Here is a 16,710-nt window from a genome sequence, read left to right as displayed (position 1 = left end):
GGCAGTCTGGTGCCATGACACCCTGGCGCACCCGCACATCGACGACCGTCTACGAGAACGCGTGGATCCGTGTCCGCGAGGACGACGTGGACCGCCCGGACGGCAGCTCGGGCATCTACGGCGTGCTGGAGGTGCGCAACCCGGCGGTCTTCGTCGTGCCCGTGACGGACGACGGTGGCGTCGTCCTGGTCGACGTCGCGCGGTACACCACCGGCGCCGCGTCGTGGGAGGTTCCTGCGGGTGGGTCCGACGGAGAGGACCTGCTGCTGGCCGCGCAACGGGAGCTACGGGAGGAGACGGGCCTCGTGGCCGACCGCTGGGAGCCGATCGGGTTCATGTTCGCACTCAACGGCGTCAGCCATGCCCCGGAGCACGTGTTCCTCGCGCGCGGGCTCCGCCCCGCGGACGTGCCCGCGGAGCAGGCCGCAGAGGGCATCACCGCCGTACGGACGGTCCCGTGGGCCGAGGTGCTGCGCCTGGTGGCCGACGGGACGATCACCGACGGTGAGACCGTCGCGGCGCTCATGTACGCCGCGATCGCGCTGGGCCGCGTCACGTGAGGACCGTCGACCGACGAGCGTCGACGTCGTTCGCCGACGACGCGCCCTCGCTCGAGCCGGCGGGGATCAGCGATCCGTGTCAGTGCCCTGGCTCGTCTGCGGTTCCCGCGCCGACCTTCTGGGCCTCGACCGCGCGGTGGATGTTGCCGTGGATGTGGTCGGCACCGAGGCGCTCCACGAAGCCCTCGCGGACCAGGACCGCCCGCACGCCCGGCTTCAGCCGTGCCAGACGGAGCGTGACGCCGGCCTGCGTGCACAGGACGAGGATGTCGTCGAGCTTCGCCGACCCTTGGGAGTCCACGAAGTTGACGCCCTCCAGGACCACGACGACGCCGTGCACACCCGGGGTGTCCTGGATCAGCGTGCGTACCCGGTCCTCCAGAGCGTCCGACGTCGCGAAGAAGAGCCCGCCGTCGACACGCACGACGGCGACGCCCTCCGGCAGCTCGTCGTCCGGGTTCACGCTCGCGTCGCGGTAGACCTGGGTGCCCCGTTGGCGGGCGAGGAGGGGCATGTCGGGACGCGTGGCCACCCCGACGAGCCAGAGCAGCGACAGGCCGATGCCGATCATCACGCCGGCGAGCACACCGAACACCAGCGTGCCGAGGATCGCCGCGATCGCCACCCAGAAGTCGAAGCGCTGGACGCGGTACATCCGTCGCATCTCGGGGAGGTTCATCATCCCCATGACGACCGCCTCGATGATCAACGCGCCCAGGACGGGCTTGGGCAGCTGGGAGAACAGCGGAGCCAGCACGAGCAGCGTCGCCAGCACCGTGACGCCGGACGTGATCGACGCGAGCCCCGTGCGGGCACCGGAGTGGTCGTTGAGCGAGCTCGCCGACAGGCTCGTCGAGACCGGCATGCCCTGCAGGACACCGGAACCGACGTTGGCGGCGGACTGCGCCAGCGACTCCTGGTTCACGTCGATCTGGTACCGGTGCTTGGCGGCGAAGGCCCGGGCGTCCCCGGCGGTCTGGGAGAAGCCGATCAGCATGAGCGCGAACGCACCGAGCGTCACCGGGATCACGTGGTCCCACATCAGGCCCAGGTCCGGCAGCGCGAGGGACGGCAACCCGCGTGGTACATCCCCGACCAGCGCGACGCCGTGGTCGCCGAGATCCAAGGCGTACGAGGCGACCAGGCCACCGACGACGAGCACCAGGGCGCCCGGCACGCGCGGCGCGACGATGCGCAGACCGAACACCACCACGAGCGAGACCACGCCGACGAGCAGGGTCGCGCGATTGCCCGTGCCGAGCGCGCCGACCCACGAGCGCAGCTCCTGGAACGAGTTCGAGCCGTCGACGCTGGTGCCGTTGATCTTGGGCAGCTCCCCGATGACGACGTCGATCGCCGCGCCGAACAGGAACCCGGTGACGACCGCGCGGGAGAGGAACTGCGCGATCCAGCCCATCTTGAGAACGGCCAGGACGAGGAACAGGAGGCCCGACGCGAGCGTCAGGCCGGCGACGAACGAGGCGATGTCAGCCTGGTCGGTGATCCCCGCCGCGACGACCGCGCTCGCGGCCACGGCGGCGAGACCGGAGCTCGGCCCCATCGAGATCTGCCGGCACGTGCCGAAGACGGCGTACAGGAGCGCACCCGCGGCAGCGGCGTAGAGCCCGTTCTGGAGCGGGATCCCGGCAATGTCGGCGTAGCCGAGGTTCTTCGGCACGATCAGCGACGCCACGGTCACGCCGGCGATCAGGTCTCCGCGCAGCCACCGGCGGTCGTACGTCCTCGCCCAGCCGACGATCGGCAGGAAGCGCTCGACCCGAGACGGTGTCCCGCTCAACCGAGGTCCATCCCCTCGAGCGCCGACGACGGTACCCGGTCGGGGAGGCGCAGCATGCGGAAGGAGTTGGCCAGACCGAGCAACCCGGCGAGCAGCGGCACGAGAAGCGCGACCTGCAGCGAGATGTTGCGCGCGTCGTCGTTGATCGCGACGACCTCCGCCTCCACCTCCGGCGGCAGCCCGGTCAGCTGTTCGGCGAGCTGGGTGTTGCTCATGATCTCGGCGTCGTCCTCCAGCGCGGAAGCGATCTGCTGCTGCTCGGCCGCGGGGATGACCGTGCTGTTCTCCGTCATGGTGGTGAAGCTGAAGGCCAGCGTCGCGAGCATCAGACCACCCGCCATGGCGAGGCCGAACGAGAGGCCGAAGGAGCCGGCGGCGGAGTTCACGCCGGCCGCCTCGCTGACACGCTCCTCCTCGACGGGCGCGAGCGTGTAGTTGTTGAGCTGCGAGACCAGCAGGCCGAGGCCCGCACCTGTGAGGGCGAGCGGGAGCGCGAGGTACCAGCCGCTGTCCACGCGTGGGACGAAGGGGATGATGACCGCCATCCCGAGACTCGCCAGCAGGAATCCCGTGCGGATGATCGCCGCGGGTCGCCGGTCGCCCGCCCGCTTCCCGGCGACGAGAGCCGCCGCGAACATCGTCAGCGACAGGGGCGCGAGCGACAGACCTGCCTCGAGCGCGTTGTACTCGAGCGTCATCTGGAAGAACAACGGCAAGGCGATCATCGCGCCACCGAGAGTCACCTGCTGCAGCAGCTGCCCGGAGATCCCGGCCGTGAAGTTCGGGTGCCGGAACAGGTCCGGGTCCAGCAGCGTCACGCGTCGGGCGCGCTTGCGTCGGATCAGCCAGCGGGCCAGGGCGACGAGCGCCGCGGCGCCGAACACCATCAAGGCGCCGACGTACTCGCCCCCCTCCTGCCAGACGAGGATCCCGAGCACCACCCCGCCCATGCCGACGACCGACAGGACGGCACCGACCACGTCGACCTGGCGCGATCCGGTGTACGCCACGTCCCGGACGAGTCGGATCTGGCTGAGGACCACGAGGATGATCACGACCTCGAGACCGAACCCGACGCGCCACGACAGGTAGGTCGTCACGAAGCCGCCGAGCAGGGGCCCGATCGCCGCCGCGATGGCCGCCGCGGCACCGACCATCGCGTACGCCTGCTTCTGCGCGCCTCCCACGAAGTTCCCGTGGATCAGCGACTGCATGGCCGGCAGCAGCAACGACGCGCCGAGCCCACCGACGATCGCCCAGAAGACGATGATCGCGGTGAGGCTCTGGGCCACCGTCATCGCCAGCGCGCCGACGGCGTAGGCCGCCAGACCCAGGACGTAGGCGCGCTTGCGCCCGATGAGGTCGCCGACCTTGCTGTTGATCAGGATGAAGGCGGCCGACACGAGCGCCTCGAGCGCGATCGCGGACTGGACGCCGCTGGCGGTCGTGTCCAGGTCAGCGACGACCGCCGAGATGGAGACGTTCATCAGCGAGGTGTCGACGACGAGCACGAACATCGCCATGGCCAGCAGGACCATCAGCCGGCGGCTCCCGCCCGGCGCTTCGACCTCGTCGGGTCCGGTGCTCACGATCGCCCTCCAGGTCTCTTCGTGGGACACCACGCGTGCGGGGCCGCACGCAGGGCGGCGGCTCGTTCGGAGACTATCGAAGAAGGCGGGCCGCGCTACCCGTCGGCCGGCTCGGAGACGCAGAGAGCCCGCGGAGCAGGCGGTGGGGACCTGCTGCTCGCCGGCACGTGGCGTCCAGCAGGTCCGACACTCGGGGCGCTCTCGCCGCCCCGTCCACCGCCGCCCGCAGGCTCGGCTCATGACACGTCTCGAAGGGATGGGTGCTCACCGTTTCTTGGGAGCCGGCGCCCTGCACGTCGACGTCGACGTGCGCGCCCGATCGTGCGGCACTCACTGCGCGCGATCGCCTGATCAAGAAACACTAGTCCTCACCCGGCACGTCAGCACCGGTCTCGAGCCGAGCAGATCTGGCGGTGCTGACGTGACGAACCGCGCCAGCAGCTGCCGCAGAGCAGCCGAGAAGACTTCGATCGCGGGTCACCCGTTTGCCCCATTCCCTAAGGGACTTCCCAGTTTGGCGTCCTAACGTCGGCGCACCAGCGCGCATCCAGGAGGAACCATGGCTCGAGAGTCCGACCCCGCGACCGACCCGACCGAGATCGTCGATCCGCCCGCCGTGGCCGATCCTCCTGCCTACGTCACTCCCCCGCCGGCCAGCCCCCCGCCCGCCGGTCCCCCGGCCGGCTTCGCGACGCCCTCGGCGCTGCCCCCCGGCCGGACGTCCGCACCCGTCGGGTGGGTGATCGCCGCGATGCTGCTCTTCTGGCCCACCGGGATCCCCGCGCTCCTGGCCTCCCACCGGGCGGCCCGAGCGTTCGGTGCGGGCGATGTCGCCGTGGCACTCCAGGAGTCGGCCAACTCACGCCGCTGGAGCATCATCAGCGTGATCGTCGGTGGCGTCCTGATCGCCATGTCGTTCCTGGCGACGATCGCCTGGGCCTTCGTCATCGCGGTCGCGGTGCACGACCACGGCGACACCCGCTTCGAGCGGGGCCCGGCCTTCGGCAACGAGAAGCCGTTCCTCGGCCCCGACCAGAAGCAGTTCCACGGCCCCGACGGCCGTGGCCTGAGGCGCTCCGAGGGGTAGGGCCGCCCGGGACGAGTGACCTCCAGACCACCCGAGCGACCTGCGGACGGACCAGGACACAACACCTGCCATAGAGCGCTCTATCGGGGCGGATTTCCCGGTATGTTGCCGCTCAGGCACAGATGATCCGGCTCCCTCGCCGGACCTTGCCGGCCGGCCGGGCGCGTCGTTGCGCTGAACCCGGTCCGGCGCTCCTGTGCCGCTGGTGAGTCTTGCGCGTTCCCGATCGACAGTGCCGCAGTTGCCAGGTCGAACGATCCCGCGATGTGGCGGGATGCATTGGTCACGAAGTCACCCAGCGAGGCCGATACCCGAGGAGCCCTCCATGCCCGGATCCGCCAACACCCGTCCCGTCCGCATCCTCACCGCGAGCGTCGCGGGACTGCTCGTGCTCGGCGTGCCCAGCGTCGCTCACGCCGCCACGACGACCACCCCTGCCCGCTACTCCATCGTCGAGCTGTCCACCCCCACCGGCGGCTACAGCTACGCCAACGCCATCAACAACGCCGGTGTGGTCGTCGGGTCCGTCGACGTCTCCGGGACCGGGACGCAGCCCGTCAGGTGGAGCGCCACAGGCGTTCGCGCCGACCTGCCCGGTCCGAGCGGCGGTCGAGCAGCCACAGCGAACGGCATCAACGACGCAGGCCAGGTGACCGGCTCGTACACGCGGGCCGACGGTGGGTACGCCTACCCGGTCCGATGGAGCGCCGCGAACGTCCCGCAGGTCCTCGGTGACCAGCACGTCAACCGGCTCGGCTACGGCTCCGCGCTGGACCCGAGGGGTGTGGTCGCAGGCGGCCAGCGCCCGGCGGACTCCGAGATGTTCCCGCTCGGGATCGTCTACGCGCTGGACGGGACGCCGACCGAGCTCGGACCCGACTTCGACGTCGCCCGCGGGATCAACGGCTACGACCAGGTCGTCGGCGCACCCGGCTACGTCTGGAAGTCCGGTGCGGTCACCTACCTGCCCGGCCTGGACGGGACCACTCGATCGTCGGCGGCCTACGCGATCAACGACGCGGGGTCCGTGGTCGGCGCCGCACCGACGCCGGGGGGCTTCGGAACGAACGCCGTCTACTGGAGCAGCAACGGCGTCATCACCGACCTCGGTACCGTCGACGGCGCCCAGTACAACGCGGCCAAGAGCATCAACGGCGCCGGCCAGGTCGTCGGGAGCGCGGATCCGAAGTGCCAGCCGTGCGCGCCGGCTCGCGCCTGGATCTGGCAGTCCGGCACGCCAGCCACACCGCTGGACACGTTGCTCCCCGTCGGCTCGGGCTGGACCCTGCGCGACGCCACAGGCATCAACGACCGCGGCGAGATCGTCGGCACCGGGCTGCACAACGGGCAGATCCGGGCGTTCAAGATGACGCCGACGTACTACACCGCGATCAACTTCCAGCCGTCCTCGGCCGCCGTCCCGCCCGGCTACCTCGCCGACGGTGGCGCCGTCTACGCGGACCGCGGGAACGGGCGCACGTACGGGTGGAACATCGACGGGTCCCCCAACGTCCGGGACCGCAACTCCGCCGCAGCGCCGGACCAGCGATACGACACCTTGACCCACATGCAGAAGTCCGGCGGGGCCACGAGGTGGGAGCTGGCGGTGCCGAACGGCACCTACACCGTCCACATCGTCGCGGGTGACACGGACAACGTCGACAGCATCTACAAGATCGCGGTCGAGAGCACGGTCGTGGTCTCGGGCACGCCGACGACGGCCAAGCGCTTCATCGAAGGCTCGGCACGGGTCACCGTCACCGACGGCCGGCTCACGGTGAGCAACGCCGCCGGATCGTCCAATAACAAGATCAACCTGATCGAGGTCCTCGGGTCCTGATCGGTCGTAGGGCTCCCCCGCTCGCGGATCGCGCGCAGGCGGGGGAGCTCGTCGGCGTGCCTGCGCGACGTCCCTGACGGGCGGTCGTCATCCCTCGTCGCGGGGCCCGGGGCGCGGCCTCAGTCGGTGCCGAGCACCTTCTCGAAGTACAGCCCGAAGTCACGGAAGGCCTCGGGCCCGAAACCGGGGATCCGCGTCCAGCCCTCGCGGGTGTAGAGCGCGATCGCCTCGGTCTGCAGTGGTCCCGTGCCCAGGACCAACCTGCGTCGGCCCCGCTCGCGCGCGTAGGTCTCGAGCGAGGCGAGCAACGCCTGTGACACTCCGCGCCTGCGGGCGTCGGGCCTGGTGTAGACGCGCTTGACCTCCCAGTCGTGCCCGACGTCCTGCAGCGCGGCGTGCCCTGCCGGAGCTCCGTCCACGTCCGCGACGACGGTGTGCAGGATCGTCGCCGGGTCGATGTCGGGCGGGCCGTCCTCGAGGTCGGCGTGCTGCGCCAGCAGCTCCGCGTAGCGGACGGTCATCTCCGCGACGAACTCGGCCCGCAACGCGACGGCCTCAGGTGCCGCCCACGTGATCGTCCGGACCGTGACCGTGCTCGTCGTGCTGCTCAACGTCGGATCTCCTTGACTGGGTCGAACAGGGTGCGGCTCACGGCACGTGCGAGGGTTCGTCGGTCCGTCACCAGGCCCCGCGGACGATCTGCGGCGGCCAGGCCGCGGCGCGCTCGGCGACGTCGAGCTGGTTGCCAGTCCTGCGGCACGCCGTCGACAGCCGAGTACTGGCACATCGGCGAGACCCGCAACCGGTTGCGGAACGTCGCACCTCGCAGCACGAGCGGCTCGAACAGTCCGGTCACTGCTGGACCAGCTCCCGCTCGGGGACCCGTCGACCGACCGACTCGGGCAGCCCGAGGTCGAGGCTCGCCAGCCGGTTGGCCAGGTGGAAGGGCTCGGCGCCGTCCGCGCTGGTCTCGACCACGAGCCCGATCCGCGACGTCAGGGCAGCCAGATAGGCCGCCAGCTCCACGGGATCGAGACGCCCCTGGATGTTCGGGAACCCGTCGCCGGGCCGGCGCGCGGCCAGCGTGGCGAACGAGAATCCTGCCGTCTCGGCCGCCCGTACCGTCCGGCCCAGGCGCGCGGGGTCCAGCAGCTCGGCGGGGCCGTGTCCGGCGAATCGCCACGCGGCAGGATGGGCGCCGTCGCCGTCGAGCTCGATACCGAGGGGCGTCTGTCCGTCGTCGGACGAACGATTGTCTGAGGGCACGGCGCGCAAACTAGGAACGGATCCCGCTGCGGTCAATGGATGGACGACACTGCTCAGCATTCGGGACGCAGGGCAGGGTGCCCGCGATGCGGGACGACCGCGGGGATGGTCGACCGCCGACTACGAGCAGGTGCTGCACGACACCGCGACGCTCGTCGCCCCGCACCTCGGGTGGCAGCCGGCGAAGGGCGTCGTCGTCGCCTGGCGGGGTGCGTTCACCCGGTCGGGTGCGCATGGTGCGGCAGTTGCGTACCCGAGATGCAGGCCCAACAGGGAGCGCCTAGCCTCCGTAGACATGTCGGAGCGAGTGGGCGCCGTCCACGCGGCTGACGGGCTGAGGGTGGGACGAGACGGGGAGCAGGTCCTCGGCGGGCGCTATCGGCTCGACGGCCTGATCGGTCGCGGCGGCATGGCCACCGTCTACCGCGCGAGCGACCTCCTGCTCGATCGCCAGGTCGCCGTCAAGCTGTTCCCGCCCGTCTCGGATGACGCGGACGACCTGCTGCGGGGGTCGGCGGAGATCCGGATCCTCGCGACGCTGAGCCACCCGGGCCTGGTGGCCCTGTACGACGCCGGTTCGGTGCACGACGCCGACGGCTATCGACAGCTGTACCTGGTCATGGAGCTCGTCGACGGACCCAACCTGGCTGACCACCTCCTCGGCGGTCCCCTCAGCGTGGAGGACACCGCGCTGGTCGGCCTGCGGGTAGCCGCGGCGCTGGAGGTGGTGCACGGGCAAGAGATCGTCCATCGCGACATCAAGCCCGGCAACATCCTGCTGGCTGCGCCCGGGGACGACCGCGACACAGCCCCCGCCGAGCGGATCGTCAAGGTCGCCGACTTCGGGATCGCGCGGCTCTCCGGTGCGACGCGGCTCACGATGACGGGCGTCACGCTCGGCACGGTCCGCTACGTCAGCCCCGAACAAGCCTCGGGCGGTCCGGTCGGTCCGTCGTCGGACGTCTACTCGTTGGGCCTGGTCCTCATCGAGTGCCTCGCCGGCCGCGCGGCGTTCGACGGGACGCTCGCCGAGGTGGCCGCCATGCGACTGACGTCGCCCCCGACGATTCCCCCAGGGACCCGATCCGACCTCGCGCAGCTGCTCACCCGGATGACCGCCATCGCGCCGGCTGAACGTCCCGACGCCTCGGAGGTCAAGGTCGCGATGGCCGAGGTGCTGGCCACCACCGCCGTCCCTGGCATCGCCGACACGATCGCACTGCCTCAGGTCGGAAGGCCCGTCCCGACCGTCCCGGAGGACAGCGAACGCCGTGGACCACACGCGCGACGTCGCCTTCGCCTGCTCACCGGCGGCGCGGTGGCTGTGGTGGTGCTGGCCCTCGCGACCGTCGTCGGAGTACATCTCGGGGACCGGGCGACGCCGACGGCCCCGCCGAGCTACCCGGCCGTCCAGGGCGAGCTCGGCGATGCACTGACCTCTCTGCAGCAGAGTGTGAACCCGTGAGGCGCCGTGGTGGGGTGGCGATTCTCCCCGTGGTCCTGGTCCTGGTGCTGTCCCTGGCCGGGTGCGGTGGACGCGCGGCCTTGGACCCGGATCGCGCCGCCACCCTCCAGGATCAGGTGCTCACGGTGACGAGCGCGGCGGCCGCAGGCGATTGGGACGCAGCCGACGCCGGCATCGCGGCGCTGCGCCTGCAGCTGGAGTCGGCACGTGCCGCAGGCGACGTCTCGAGGACCCGGCTTCACGAGATCGACCAGGCGCTGGCGCGCGTGGCGTCGGACGTCGCTGCCGAACGGGCCAGGGCCGAGGCCGCGCGCGCGGCGGCCGAGCTGGCCGCGGCTGCCCGGACGGCGGCCGCTCTGGCCACCGCACCACCGTCGACACCGACGTCCGCATCGACATCCGCACCACCTGCAGCGACCAAGGGCCCGGGCAGCGGGAGCAGACCGCCAGCCGCCAAGCCGGGGCGGGGCGACCCGAAGCCCCCCAAGCCGAAGAAGGACCACTGACAACTCAGCCAGAGTCGGTAGGTCCCCGCGCGCTTGGCTGAGGTCCGATCCTGGGGAGCCGGTCTAGTGCTCGGCCTCGATCTCGGCTTCGCCCTTGGCCTGGCCCTTGTTGCTGCCCTCGTTGCTGCCCTTGGTGCTGCCCTTGTTGCTGCCGCCCTTGGTCGCCGACTCGTCCTTTTCCTGGTCGACCTCGTCGGGAGCGGTGGCGGCGGCCGTCGGCTGATCAAGCGACGGCTCGGGCGCCGACGGCGTGGGCACCGGTGCAGGCGTGGACGCCGAGGGAAGCGGCGCCTCCTGCTGCGCACGGGCAGCATCGTCGGCCGATGGCGGCGTCACCGCCGGGAGCGCAGCGCCGATCCGGTCTGCGGCTGAGGGCGCCCGGCCCACAGACCTGTCGGTCACGCCCGACGCAGGCGGTCGGGTGGTCTGTGGAGGGGTCGGTTGTGGCGTCGGGAAGCCCGTCGGGGCCCCGAGCGCGGTCGCTGCCGATATCGACAGGACGACGCCGACCACGCCGGTCGCCTTCAGCGCTCCCGCAGTGGTGAAGTTCTGGACGACGGACGGCAGGTCGGTTCTCAGGTGCGGCAGGCCGGGCAGCGCCGACAGGAGGGACAGCGGCCCAGCGATCCGGCGCAACCTTCCGAGGCCGATGGCGAGAAATGCTCGGACGACCTCCGGGTCGAACTGCTGACCGGCACACCGCGCCAGCTCCGCACGCGCAGCCGAGGCCGGGAGCGCCCTCTTGTACGAGCGTGCCGACGTGATCGTGTCGTACGCATCGGCCACCGCGACGATGCGCGCGCCGTCACTGATCGCCGTGCCGGCCAGACCGCCGGGGTAGCCCGCGCCGTCCCAGCGCTCGTGGTGCTGACCGATCGCGTCCAGCCAGGGCCCGAGCCACTCGCGGAGCGGCCTCGCGATGTTCATCCCGGCCTCGGGATGCCCCACCAGGATGTCCCATTCCTTAGAGGTCGGTTCGCCGGGCTTGCTCAGGACCGTCGCCGGGACGTGCAGCTTTCCGACGTCGTGCAGGAGAGCCGCCCAGCTGAGCTTTGCCGCGTCCTGCCCGGACAGACCCAGCTCCTTCCCGATCAGCGCTGAATAGGCCTGGACGCGCTCGCTGTGGGTGCGGGTCAGCTGGTCGTGGGCGCCGATGGCCGCCACGAGGTCGAGGATCTGGTCGGCGTGGTGATCTTCGGGACGCACTCCGCGCCGACGTCCCCAGGCGGCCAGCTGCACCTTCAGCGCGTTCGGCGAGTAGTGGCGCATGGCGACGGCGAGCCGCGAAGGCGCCCGGTCGGGGAAGTACATCGTGAGGCGCAGCAACGTCGTCAAGGGCAAGAGCCGGCGCGCCAGCCGGGTCGCGAGGACCAGGACGCCCGTCGCGACGACGACCTCGACGACGAGCCACGCCCAGGCGTTGACGCCGATCCGTTGCGGTGGGAACCAGCGCACGGCAACCAGCCCGAACCCGACCGAGAGGAGAACCGGCACCGCCGTGATCACCGTCCGGATCGCCCCGGCCAGCATCGGGCGGCCCTTCCACACGCCGAGACTCGCGTCGTCGTAGTTCTGCGTGGGACCGAAGGCCATGACTTGCCTTCGACACCGCGGGCGCCGTTCTTGACCTGCGACGCAGCGAAGCCACCCGGATGAGCGAGGTCGTTCACTCGCACGTGATCACGTGGGGCTCGCGTCGCGTACCACCGGGCGCCTCTCACTTCTCCGGACACGCGCAGGTCGACGGCGTCGGCGGCATGCCTCGGCATGCGCCCGCCCAGGGCAAGGCCCTACGCTCGCTCGATGACCCGGCGCCCGACGCACCGCGACGTGACGGTGCTGCTCGGCGCTGCCTGCGTCGGAATGCTCGTGCTGACGGCGTGCGCGGGCCGGCCGGCCGCGTCGGCCGCAGCGGGTACCGCATCGGCGTTCTACTCCGCGATCGGCAGCTCGGACGGCGCGGCCGCGTGCGGGCTGCTCACCCCTGCCGCGCGGCACACGCTCGAGAGCGACGCGGACGAGTCGTGCGACGAGGCCGTCCTGGGTGGCGACGTCGGAACGACGCTGGAGGAGCGTGCAGACCCGAGGCCGGCGTCGACGGTGTCGGTCGCGGGTCGCGAGGCGCAGGTCGTGCTGTCGACCGACGTGGTCTTCCTGACGATCACGGGCTCGACGTGGCGGATCACCGCCGTCGGCTGCGACCCTCGCCCACAGCGGCCCTACCGGTGCGTCGTCGAAGGATCCTGACGATGCGAGCTCTGTTCTGGACGTGCCTCGGAGGCATCCTGCTCGGGCTGGGCTACTGCATCGCCCTGGGGGTGTCGCACCGGTGACCGGCCTCCGCACCCGGCTGGAGCGCAACGGCCTGAGCCTCTTCTTCGGTGTGATCTTCATCGCGGCCATCGCCGGGCAGGCCGTCTCCGGCGTGGCCTTGTTCAACGAGACGCAGATCAGTGCCGGCCTGGCCCCGATCAGCCTCGTCGACTACGTGACGACCTCCGCCTTCGCCGTCGACGTGACCGAGAACTGGCAGTCGGAGTTCCTCCAGTTCCTGCTCTACATCGTGGCTACCGTCTTCTTCCTGCAGCGCGGGTCGCCGGAGTCCAAGGCCCTGGACGAGGCAGGACGCGAGAGCGACGAGGACCAGCTGGTCGCCGAGTTCGCCACGGCGGACTCACCGCGGTGGGCCCGCGCCCGAGGGTGGCGACTGAGTGTGTACTCCCGATCGCTGAGCCTGGTGATGGGGTCGATCTTCTTCCTCTCGTGGCTCGCCCAGTCGATCACGGGCTCCGTGGCGTACAGCGAGGAGCAGATGCGTGACCTCCAGGACCCCGTGACCTGGACCGAGTACCTCCGGCTGCCCGACTTCTGGAGCCGCACGCTGCAGAACTGGCAGTCCGAGTTCCTCGCGGTCGCGAGCATGGTCCTGCTCTCGATCTACCTGAGGGAGCGCGGTTCCCCGGAGTCGAAGCCCGTGGGCACGCCACACGAAGCGACCGGCGTCGAGGGCTGATCCCCGGCACCTCAGCCCGACGCGCTCCCCCGACGTCCTACCCACGGGCGGCGGGAGGGCACCCCGGCCAACAGGGCACCGGCGCCACCGGCGCCGATGTCGTGGTGCGTAGCGCGACGCGCGCGTGCCGCGAGCGTCTCGTCATGTCTCCCGTCGGCCGCGCACCGGCCCGAGCGCACCCACAGGGAGCTCGCAACGGTGGCGCTCAGCGGCCCGGATTGCCGGCCTGCTCCGGCCGGCGCACGCTGAAGGAGACGCTGAGGGATTCGAGAGAGAGGGCGCGGTGATGACAGAGTCAGAGGCAACCCGGGACGACGGCTTGGTCCACGACGTCGAGGAGCTGGCACACGCGGGAGGTGTGGGTATCTCCGCCGGCGAGCCCTCCTCGTTCGAGCCCGAGGAGGACCCCGAATCGGTGGACGACGCGGACACCGAGAGCTGACCAGCGACGCCTCGCACAAGACGGCGCACGGCCCAGCGGCAGCCGTTACCCCGGCGGCGGGTGCCGATGTTCACCGGGCTGGCCGAGGGCGTGGCGGAGCCGGTGTCCCCACGGCTGTCGACCGTCCCCGGCCCCGTGCACAGACGTCTCGCCTACAGCCGCGACCCGACGGACGAAATGTCGAGCGACGACGACACCAAGGACGGTGAGCCATGAACACCCACACACCCGTAGAAGCGTTCGCCGACCTGCTCGGCACGCTGGTGCGCGACCACGAGACCACCGACGTGGTGGCCCGCCTCGTCGACGACTGCGCGACGCTGCTCCACGCCGATGCGGCTGCGCTCCTCGTCGAGGTCGGCCGGGGTCTCGAGCTGCTCGCCGCGACGTCTCATCGCGCTGCGGAGCTGGAGGTCTACCAGGCACAGCAGCAGAGCGGACCGTGCGTCGACGTCATAGCCACAGGTGAGCAGCTCAGCATCGTGGGCGCAGCGATGATCGCCGAACGCTGGCCCGACGTCGGTAGCGCGGTCGTCACGGCCGGCTTCGACGCTGTCTACGCGTTCCCCATGACGTGGCGCGGCCGGACGATCGGTGGCCTCAACGTCTTCCTCCGGCGCTCAGAACGACTTGACGACTCCGCGTTGCGACTCGGTCAGTACCTCGCGGACGTCGCGACCCTCGCGCTGGCACAGCCGACGGACCTGACGGATGACGACCTCGCGGAGCGCGTCCGGCTCGCGCTCGACGGACGCGCGACCATCGAACGAGCCAAGGGCGTCCTCGCGCACACGTACGGCGTGGACATGGCGAGCGCGTACGAGAGGCTGCTGAACGCCGCCGAGGTGGCCGGCGCGACCCTGACGCAGACGGCCGCGCGGGTGATCCGAGAGGCGCGGCGGCGCTGATCCGCCCCTCGTCCTGCGCGGTGGCCCCGTCGCTGCGATGCTCGCGGTGGTGAAGAAGACTGCCGCGACTCCTCTTCCGGGGAGGGACCGATGGTCTCCCTGTCATCGCCCCGCCGACCGCTTCCACGTCGGGCCGCCACCGCGCTCGAGACGAACGCCGGCCTGGACCGGCCGGCCCGCGGCCTCCGCGCGCTCGCCCGCCCGCTCGAGCGGGTCCCCCGCGTCCGGGCCATGCTGCGCGGCGCGCCGATCGGCCATGCCGCGCACCCGCTGCTGACCGACGCGCCGATCGGGCTGTGGCTCAGCAGCACGGTGCTCGACCTGGTCGGGCCCGCCGAGGTGAGGGCGGCCTCCGACCGCCTGCTCGGCCTGGGCATCCTGACAGCGGTGCCCACAGCACTGACGGGCCTGGCCGACTGGTCGGCTTCCGGAGAGCGCGTGCAGCGGGTCGGCGCCGCGCACGCCGGGCTCAACGGCCTCGCCCTCGGGCTGTACACCACGTCCTGGCTCCTGCGACGGGCGCGTCGCCGACGACTTGGCGTGGCCCTCTCGCTCGCCGGCGGCGCCGTGCTCGCGGTCAGTGGCTATCTCGGCGGCCACATGGCGTTCGTGCAGCGCGCGCCCCAGGGCTGACGATGACCGGCCTGACGGTCGACGCGGTGGTGATCGGCGCAGGACCCAACGGCCTCGTCGCTGCGAACGCGCTCGTCGACGCGGGTTGGGACGTTCTCGTGCTCGAAGAGCAGGACACACCGGGTGGCGCCGTCCGGACCGACGAGGTCATCAGACCGGGCTTCCACACCGACCTGTTCAGCGCCTTCTACCCGCTCGCGGCGGCGTCGCCCGTCCTCGAGGGCCTGAACCTGGGCGACCACGGGCTGCACTGGGTGCACGCGCCGACGGTGCTCGCGCACGCCCTGGACGACGGGCGCGCGGCGGTGCTGCACCGCGGCGCGGACGACACCGCAGCCGGTCTCGACGAGTTCGCGCCGGGCGACGGTGACGCCTGGCTGCGAATGGTCGAGGCCTGGCGCACGATCCGCGACCCGCTTCTCGACGCCCTGTTCACGCCGCTGCCGCCGGCCGTCGCCCTCCTGCGCCTGCTGCGCCGGACGGGCATCGCGGGGGCGCTGGACCTGGCCCGGATCGGTGTCCTCCCCGTCCGGCGCCTCGCCGACGAGAACTTCCGTGGCGAGGGTGGCGGGCTGCTCCTGGCCGGCAACGCCATGCATGCCGACGTCCCTCCCGACGCCGCCGGCAGCGGCGTCTTCGGCTGGCTGCTGGCGATGCTCGGGCAGGACGTCGGCTTCCCGGTGCCTCAGGGGGGCGCCGGAGCACTCGCGGGAGCACTGGTACGACGACTCGAGGCCGCCGGCGGTCGGGTCCGGACGGGCACCCGGGTCGACCGGGTCGTCGTGTCGGCCGGGCGCGCCGTCGGCGTGCGCACCGCAGACGGTCGGCGGGTGCGAGCGCGCCGCGCGGTCGTCGCCGACGTGACCGCACCCTCGCTGTACCTGGACCTCGTCGGCAGGGAACACCTCCCGGCCCGCCTGACGCGCGACCTGGAGCGGTTCCAGTGGGACCACCCCACCTTCAAGGTCAACTGGGCCGTGGGGCAGCCCGTGCCCTGGACTGCCGAGGCCGCGCGGCAGGCCGGGACGGTGCACCTGGGCCGAGACATGCGTGGATTCGTCGACATGGCCGCCGACCTGTCCCTGGGACGCGTCCCGGAGCCCCCGTTCCTGCTGTTCGGCCAGATGACGACCGCGGATCCCGCCCGCTCACCCCTGGGGACCGAGTCGGCGTGGGCCTACACGCACGTACCCCGCGGCACGGACTGGTCGCAGGCCGAGGTCGAGGCCCAGGTCGAGCGCATGGAGTCCACCGTCGAACGGGTCGCACCGGGCTTTCGGGACGCGGTCGTCGGCAGGCACGTGCAGAGCCCGGCCGACCTCGAGCGAGCGAACCGCAGTCTCGCGGGCGGCGCGGTCAACGGCGGTACGTCGGCGATCCACCAGCAGCTCGTGTTCAGACCCACCACCGGACTGGGGCGTCCGGAGACGCCGGTGCCCGGCCTGTACCTGGCCAGCGCGTCCGCACACCCTGGGGGCGGCGTGCACGGGGCCTGCGGGTGGAACGCCGCACGCGCCGCGCTCGGTGCGGCGAGCGCGACCGGGCGCGTGCGGCGGGCCCTCGCGCACACCGCGTGGGAGCGCGTGCTGCGGGAACCCTGACC

Annotated in this window: 17 protein-coding genes; 11 read left to right on the top strand and 6 right to left on the bottom strand. The window is 71.6% G+C overall.

Features of this window, described 5'->3' with window-relative positions:
• The first annotated feature begins 14 nt into the window (after positions 1-14).
• Positions 15-560 (top strand): NUDIX hydrolase, encoded by a 546-nt coding sequence (locus I847_RS0101765; RefSeq protein WP_028048302.1) that lies wholly within the window; start codon positions 15-17, stop codon positions 558-560.
• A gap of 79 nt (positions 561-639) precedes the next feature.
• Here the strand turns inward: I847_RS0101765 and I847_RS0101760 are convergent, their stop codons facing one another.
• Both I847_RS0101760 and I847_RS0101755 read right to left on the bottom strand, forming a co-directional pair.
• A complete protein-coding gene (locus I847_RS0101760) occupies positions 640-2,358 on the bottom strand; it encodes a SulP family inorganic anion transporter (RefSeq protein ID WP_028048301.1) in 1,719 nt (572 codons plus the stop codon).
• Positions 2,355-3,896 carry an MFS transporter gene (locus I847_RS0101755; protein WP_051274467.1) on the bottom strand — a complete coding sequence of 514 codons (1,542 nt, stop codon included), beginning with the start codon at positions 3,894-3,896 and terminating at the stop codon, positions 2,355-2,357. Before I847_RS0101755 ends, I847_RS0101760 begins: the two co-directional genes overlap by 4 nt.
• Positions 3,897-4,506: 610 nt before the next feature.
• On the opposite strand from I847_RS0101755, the gene I847_RS0101750 reads away from it, so the two are divergent.
• Entirely contained in the window at positions 4,507-5,034 is a 528-nt protein-coding gene (locus I847_RS0101750; RefSeq protein ID WP_028048299.1) for a CD225/dispanin family protein, read from the top strand.
• 325 nt (positions 5,035-5,359) lie between these two features.
• On the top strand, positions 5,360-6,874 hold the full coding sequence (locus I847_RS0101745) for a DUF3466 family protein (RefSeq protein ID WP_028048298.1): 1,515 nt from the start codon (positions 5,360-5,362) through the stop codon (positions 6,872-6,874).
• A 119-nt stretch (positions 6,875-6,993) separates the two neighbouring features.
• Here the strand turns inward: I847_RS0101745 and I847_RS0101740 are convergent, their stop codons facing one another.
• From I847_RS0101740 to I847_RS0101730, 3 genes are read right to left on the bottom strand one after another with little or no spacing between them, the layout of a single operon-like run.
• Positions 6,994-7,485, bottom strand: coding sequence for a GNAT family N-acetyltransferase (locus I847_RS0101740; protein WP_028048297.1), 492 nt, complete (start codon positions 7,483-7,485; stop codon positions 6,994-6,996).
• Positions 7,482-7,730, bottom strand: a complete 249-nt coding sequence (locus I847_RS27650; RefSeq protein ID WP_028048296.1) for a hypothetical protein — start codon at positions 7,728-7,730, stop codon at positions 7,482-7,484. Before I847_RS27650 ends, I847_RS0101740 begins: the two co-directional genes overlap by 4 nt.
• Positions 7,727-8,140: an LLM class flavin-dependent oxidoreductase gene (locus tag I847_RS0101730; protein WP_028048295.1), complete on the bottom strand. Its 414-nt coding sequence runs from the start codon at positions 8,138-8,140 to the stop codon at positions 7,727-7,729. The genes I847_RS27650 and I847_RS0101730 overlap by 4 nt, the downstream gene beginning before the upstream one ends.
• A gap of 295 nt (positions 8,141-8,435) precedes the next feature.
• Here I847_RS0101730 and I847_RS0101725 point away from each other — a divergent pair, with 295 nt between their 5' ends.
• Positions 8,436-9,605: a serine/threonine-protein kinase gene (locus I847_RS0101725; protein ID WP_155855952.1), complete on the top strand. Its 1,170-nt coding sequence runs from the start codon at positions 8,436-8,438 to the stop codon at positions 9,603-9,605.
• 14 nt (positions 9,606-9,619) lie between these two features.
• Positions 9,620-10,111: a mucin-associated surface protein gene (locus I847_RS21430; protein WP_155855951.1), complete on the top strand. Its 492-nt coding sequence runs from the start codon at positions 9,620-9,622 to the stop codon at positions 10,109-10,111.
• A gap of 63 nt (positions 10,112-10,174) precedes the next feature.
• Here I847_RS21430 and I847_RS25285 read toward each other — a convergent pair whose 3' ends face one another.
• Entirely contained in the window at positions 10,175-11,704 is a 1,530-nt protein-coding gene (locus I847_RS25285; RefSeq protein ID WP_051274371.1) for an HD-GYP domain-containing protein, read from the bottom strand.
• Positions 11,705-11,914: 210 nt separating this feature from the next.
• Here I847_RS25285 and I847_RS21420 point away from each other — a divergent pair, with 210 nt between their 5' ends.
• The 6 genes from I847_RS21420 to I847_RS0101675 all read left to right on the top strand — a co-directional run bounded on the left by I847_RS21420 (position 11,915) and on the right by I847_RS0101675 (position 16,708).
• Positions 11,915-12,358, top strand: coding sequence for a hypothetical protein (locus I847_RS21420; protein WP_155855950.1), 444 nt, complete (start codon positions 11,915-11,917; stop codon positions 12,356-12,358).
• Between the two features lie 82 nt (positions 12,359-12,440).
• On the top strand, positions 12,441-13,124 hold the full coding sequence (locus tag I847_RS0101700) for a DUF6766 family protein (protein WP_028048293.1): 684 nt from the start codon (positions 12,441-12,443) through the stop codon (positions 13,122-13,124).
• Between the two features lie 286 nt (positions 13,125-13,410).
• Complete coding sequence (locus I847_RS26480) at positions 13,411-13,566, top strand: hypothetical protein (RefSeq protein WP_155855949.1); 156 nt, start codon at positions 13,411-13,413, stop codon at positions 13,564-13,566.
• A 212-nt stretch (positions 13,567-13,778) separates the two neighbouring features.
• Positions 13,779-14,474, top strand: a complete 696-nt coding sequence (locus tag I847_RS21415) for a GAF and ANTAR domain-containing protein (protein WP_051274369.1) — start codon at positions 13,779-13,781, stop codon at positions 14,472-14,474.
• 90 nt (positions 14,475-14,564) lie between these two features.
• On the top strand, positions 14,565-15,107 hold the full coding sequence (locus I847_RS0101680; RefSeq protein ID WP_028048292.1) for a DUF2231 domain-containing protein: 543 nt from the start codon (positions 14,565-14,567) through the stop codon (positions 15,105-15,107).
• A 2-nt stretch (positions 15,108-15,109) separates the two neighbouring features.
• On the top strand, positions 15,110-16,708 hold the full coding sequence (locus I847_RS0101675) for an NAD(P)/FAD-dependent oxidoreductase (RefSeq protein WP_028048291.1): 1,599 nt from the start codon (positions 15,110-15,112) through the stop codon (positions 16,706-16,708).
• The last annotated feature ends 2 nt before the right edge of the window (positions 16,709-16,710 follow it).

It is taken from the genome of Cellulomonas sp. URHD0024 (assembly GCF_000426185.1).
In the GTDB taxonomy this organism is placed as follows: domain Bacteria; phylum Actinomycetota; class Actinomycetes; order Actinomycetales; family Cellulomonadaceae; genus Cellulomonas.
The sequence above is the reverse complement of the archived record's forward strand: the minus strand, read 5'-3'. Positions and strand labels throughout refer to the sequence as shown.

Coding starts and splice junctions, on each gene's coding strand:
- I847_RS0101675 (WP_028048291.1), top strand. CDS start 15,110: ATGACCGGCCTGACGGTCGACGCGGTGGTGATCGGCGCAGGACCCAAC.
- I847_RS25285 (WP_051274371.1), bottom strand. CDS start 11,704: ATGGCCTTCGGTCCCACGCAGAACTACGACGACGCGAGTCTCGGCGTG.
- I847_RS0101680 (WP_028048292.1), top strand. CDS start 14,565: ATGGTCTCCCTGTCATCGCCCCGCCGACCGCTTCCACGTCGGGCCGCC.
- I847_RS26480 (WP_155855949.1), top strand. CDS start 13,411: ATGACAGAGTCAGAGGCAACCCGGGACGACGGCTTGGTCCACGACGTC.
- I847_RS21415 (WP_051274369.1), top strand. CDS start 13,779: ATGAACACCCACACACCCGTAGAAGCGTTCGCCGACCTGCTCGGCACG.
- I847_RS0101725 (WP_155855952.1), top strand. CDS start 8,436: ATGTCGGAGCGAGTGGGCGCCGTCCACGCGGCTGACGGGCTGAGGGTG.
- I847_RS21420 (WP_155855950.1), top strand. CDS start 11,915: ATGACCCGGCGCCCGACGCACCGCGACGTGACGGTGCTGCTCGGCGCT.
- I847_RS0101750 (WP_028048299.1), top strand. CDS start 4,507: ATGGCTCGAGAGTCCGACCCCGCGACCGACCCGACCGAGATCGTCGAT.
- I847_RS0101755 (WP_051274467.1), bottom strand. CDS start 3,896: ATGGTCCTGCTGGCCATGGCGATGTTCGTGCTCGTCGTCGACACCTCG.
- I847_RS0101745 (WP_028048298.1), top strand. CDS start 5,360: ATGCCCGGATCCGCCAACACCCGTCCCGTCCGCATCCTCACCGCGAGC.
- I847_RS0101765 (WP_028048302.1), top strand. CDS start 15: ATGACACCCTGGCGCACCCGCACATCGACGACCGTCTACGAGAACGCG.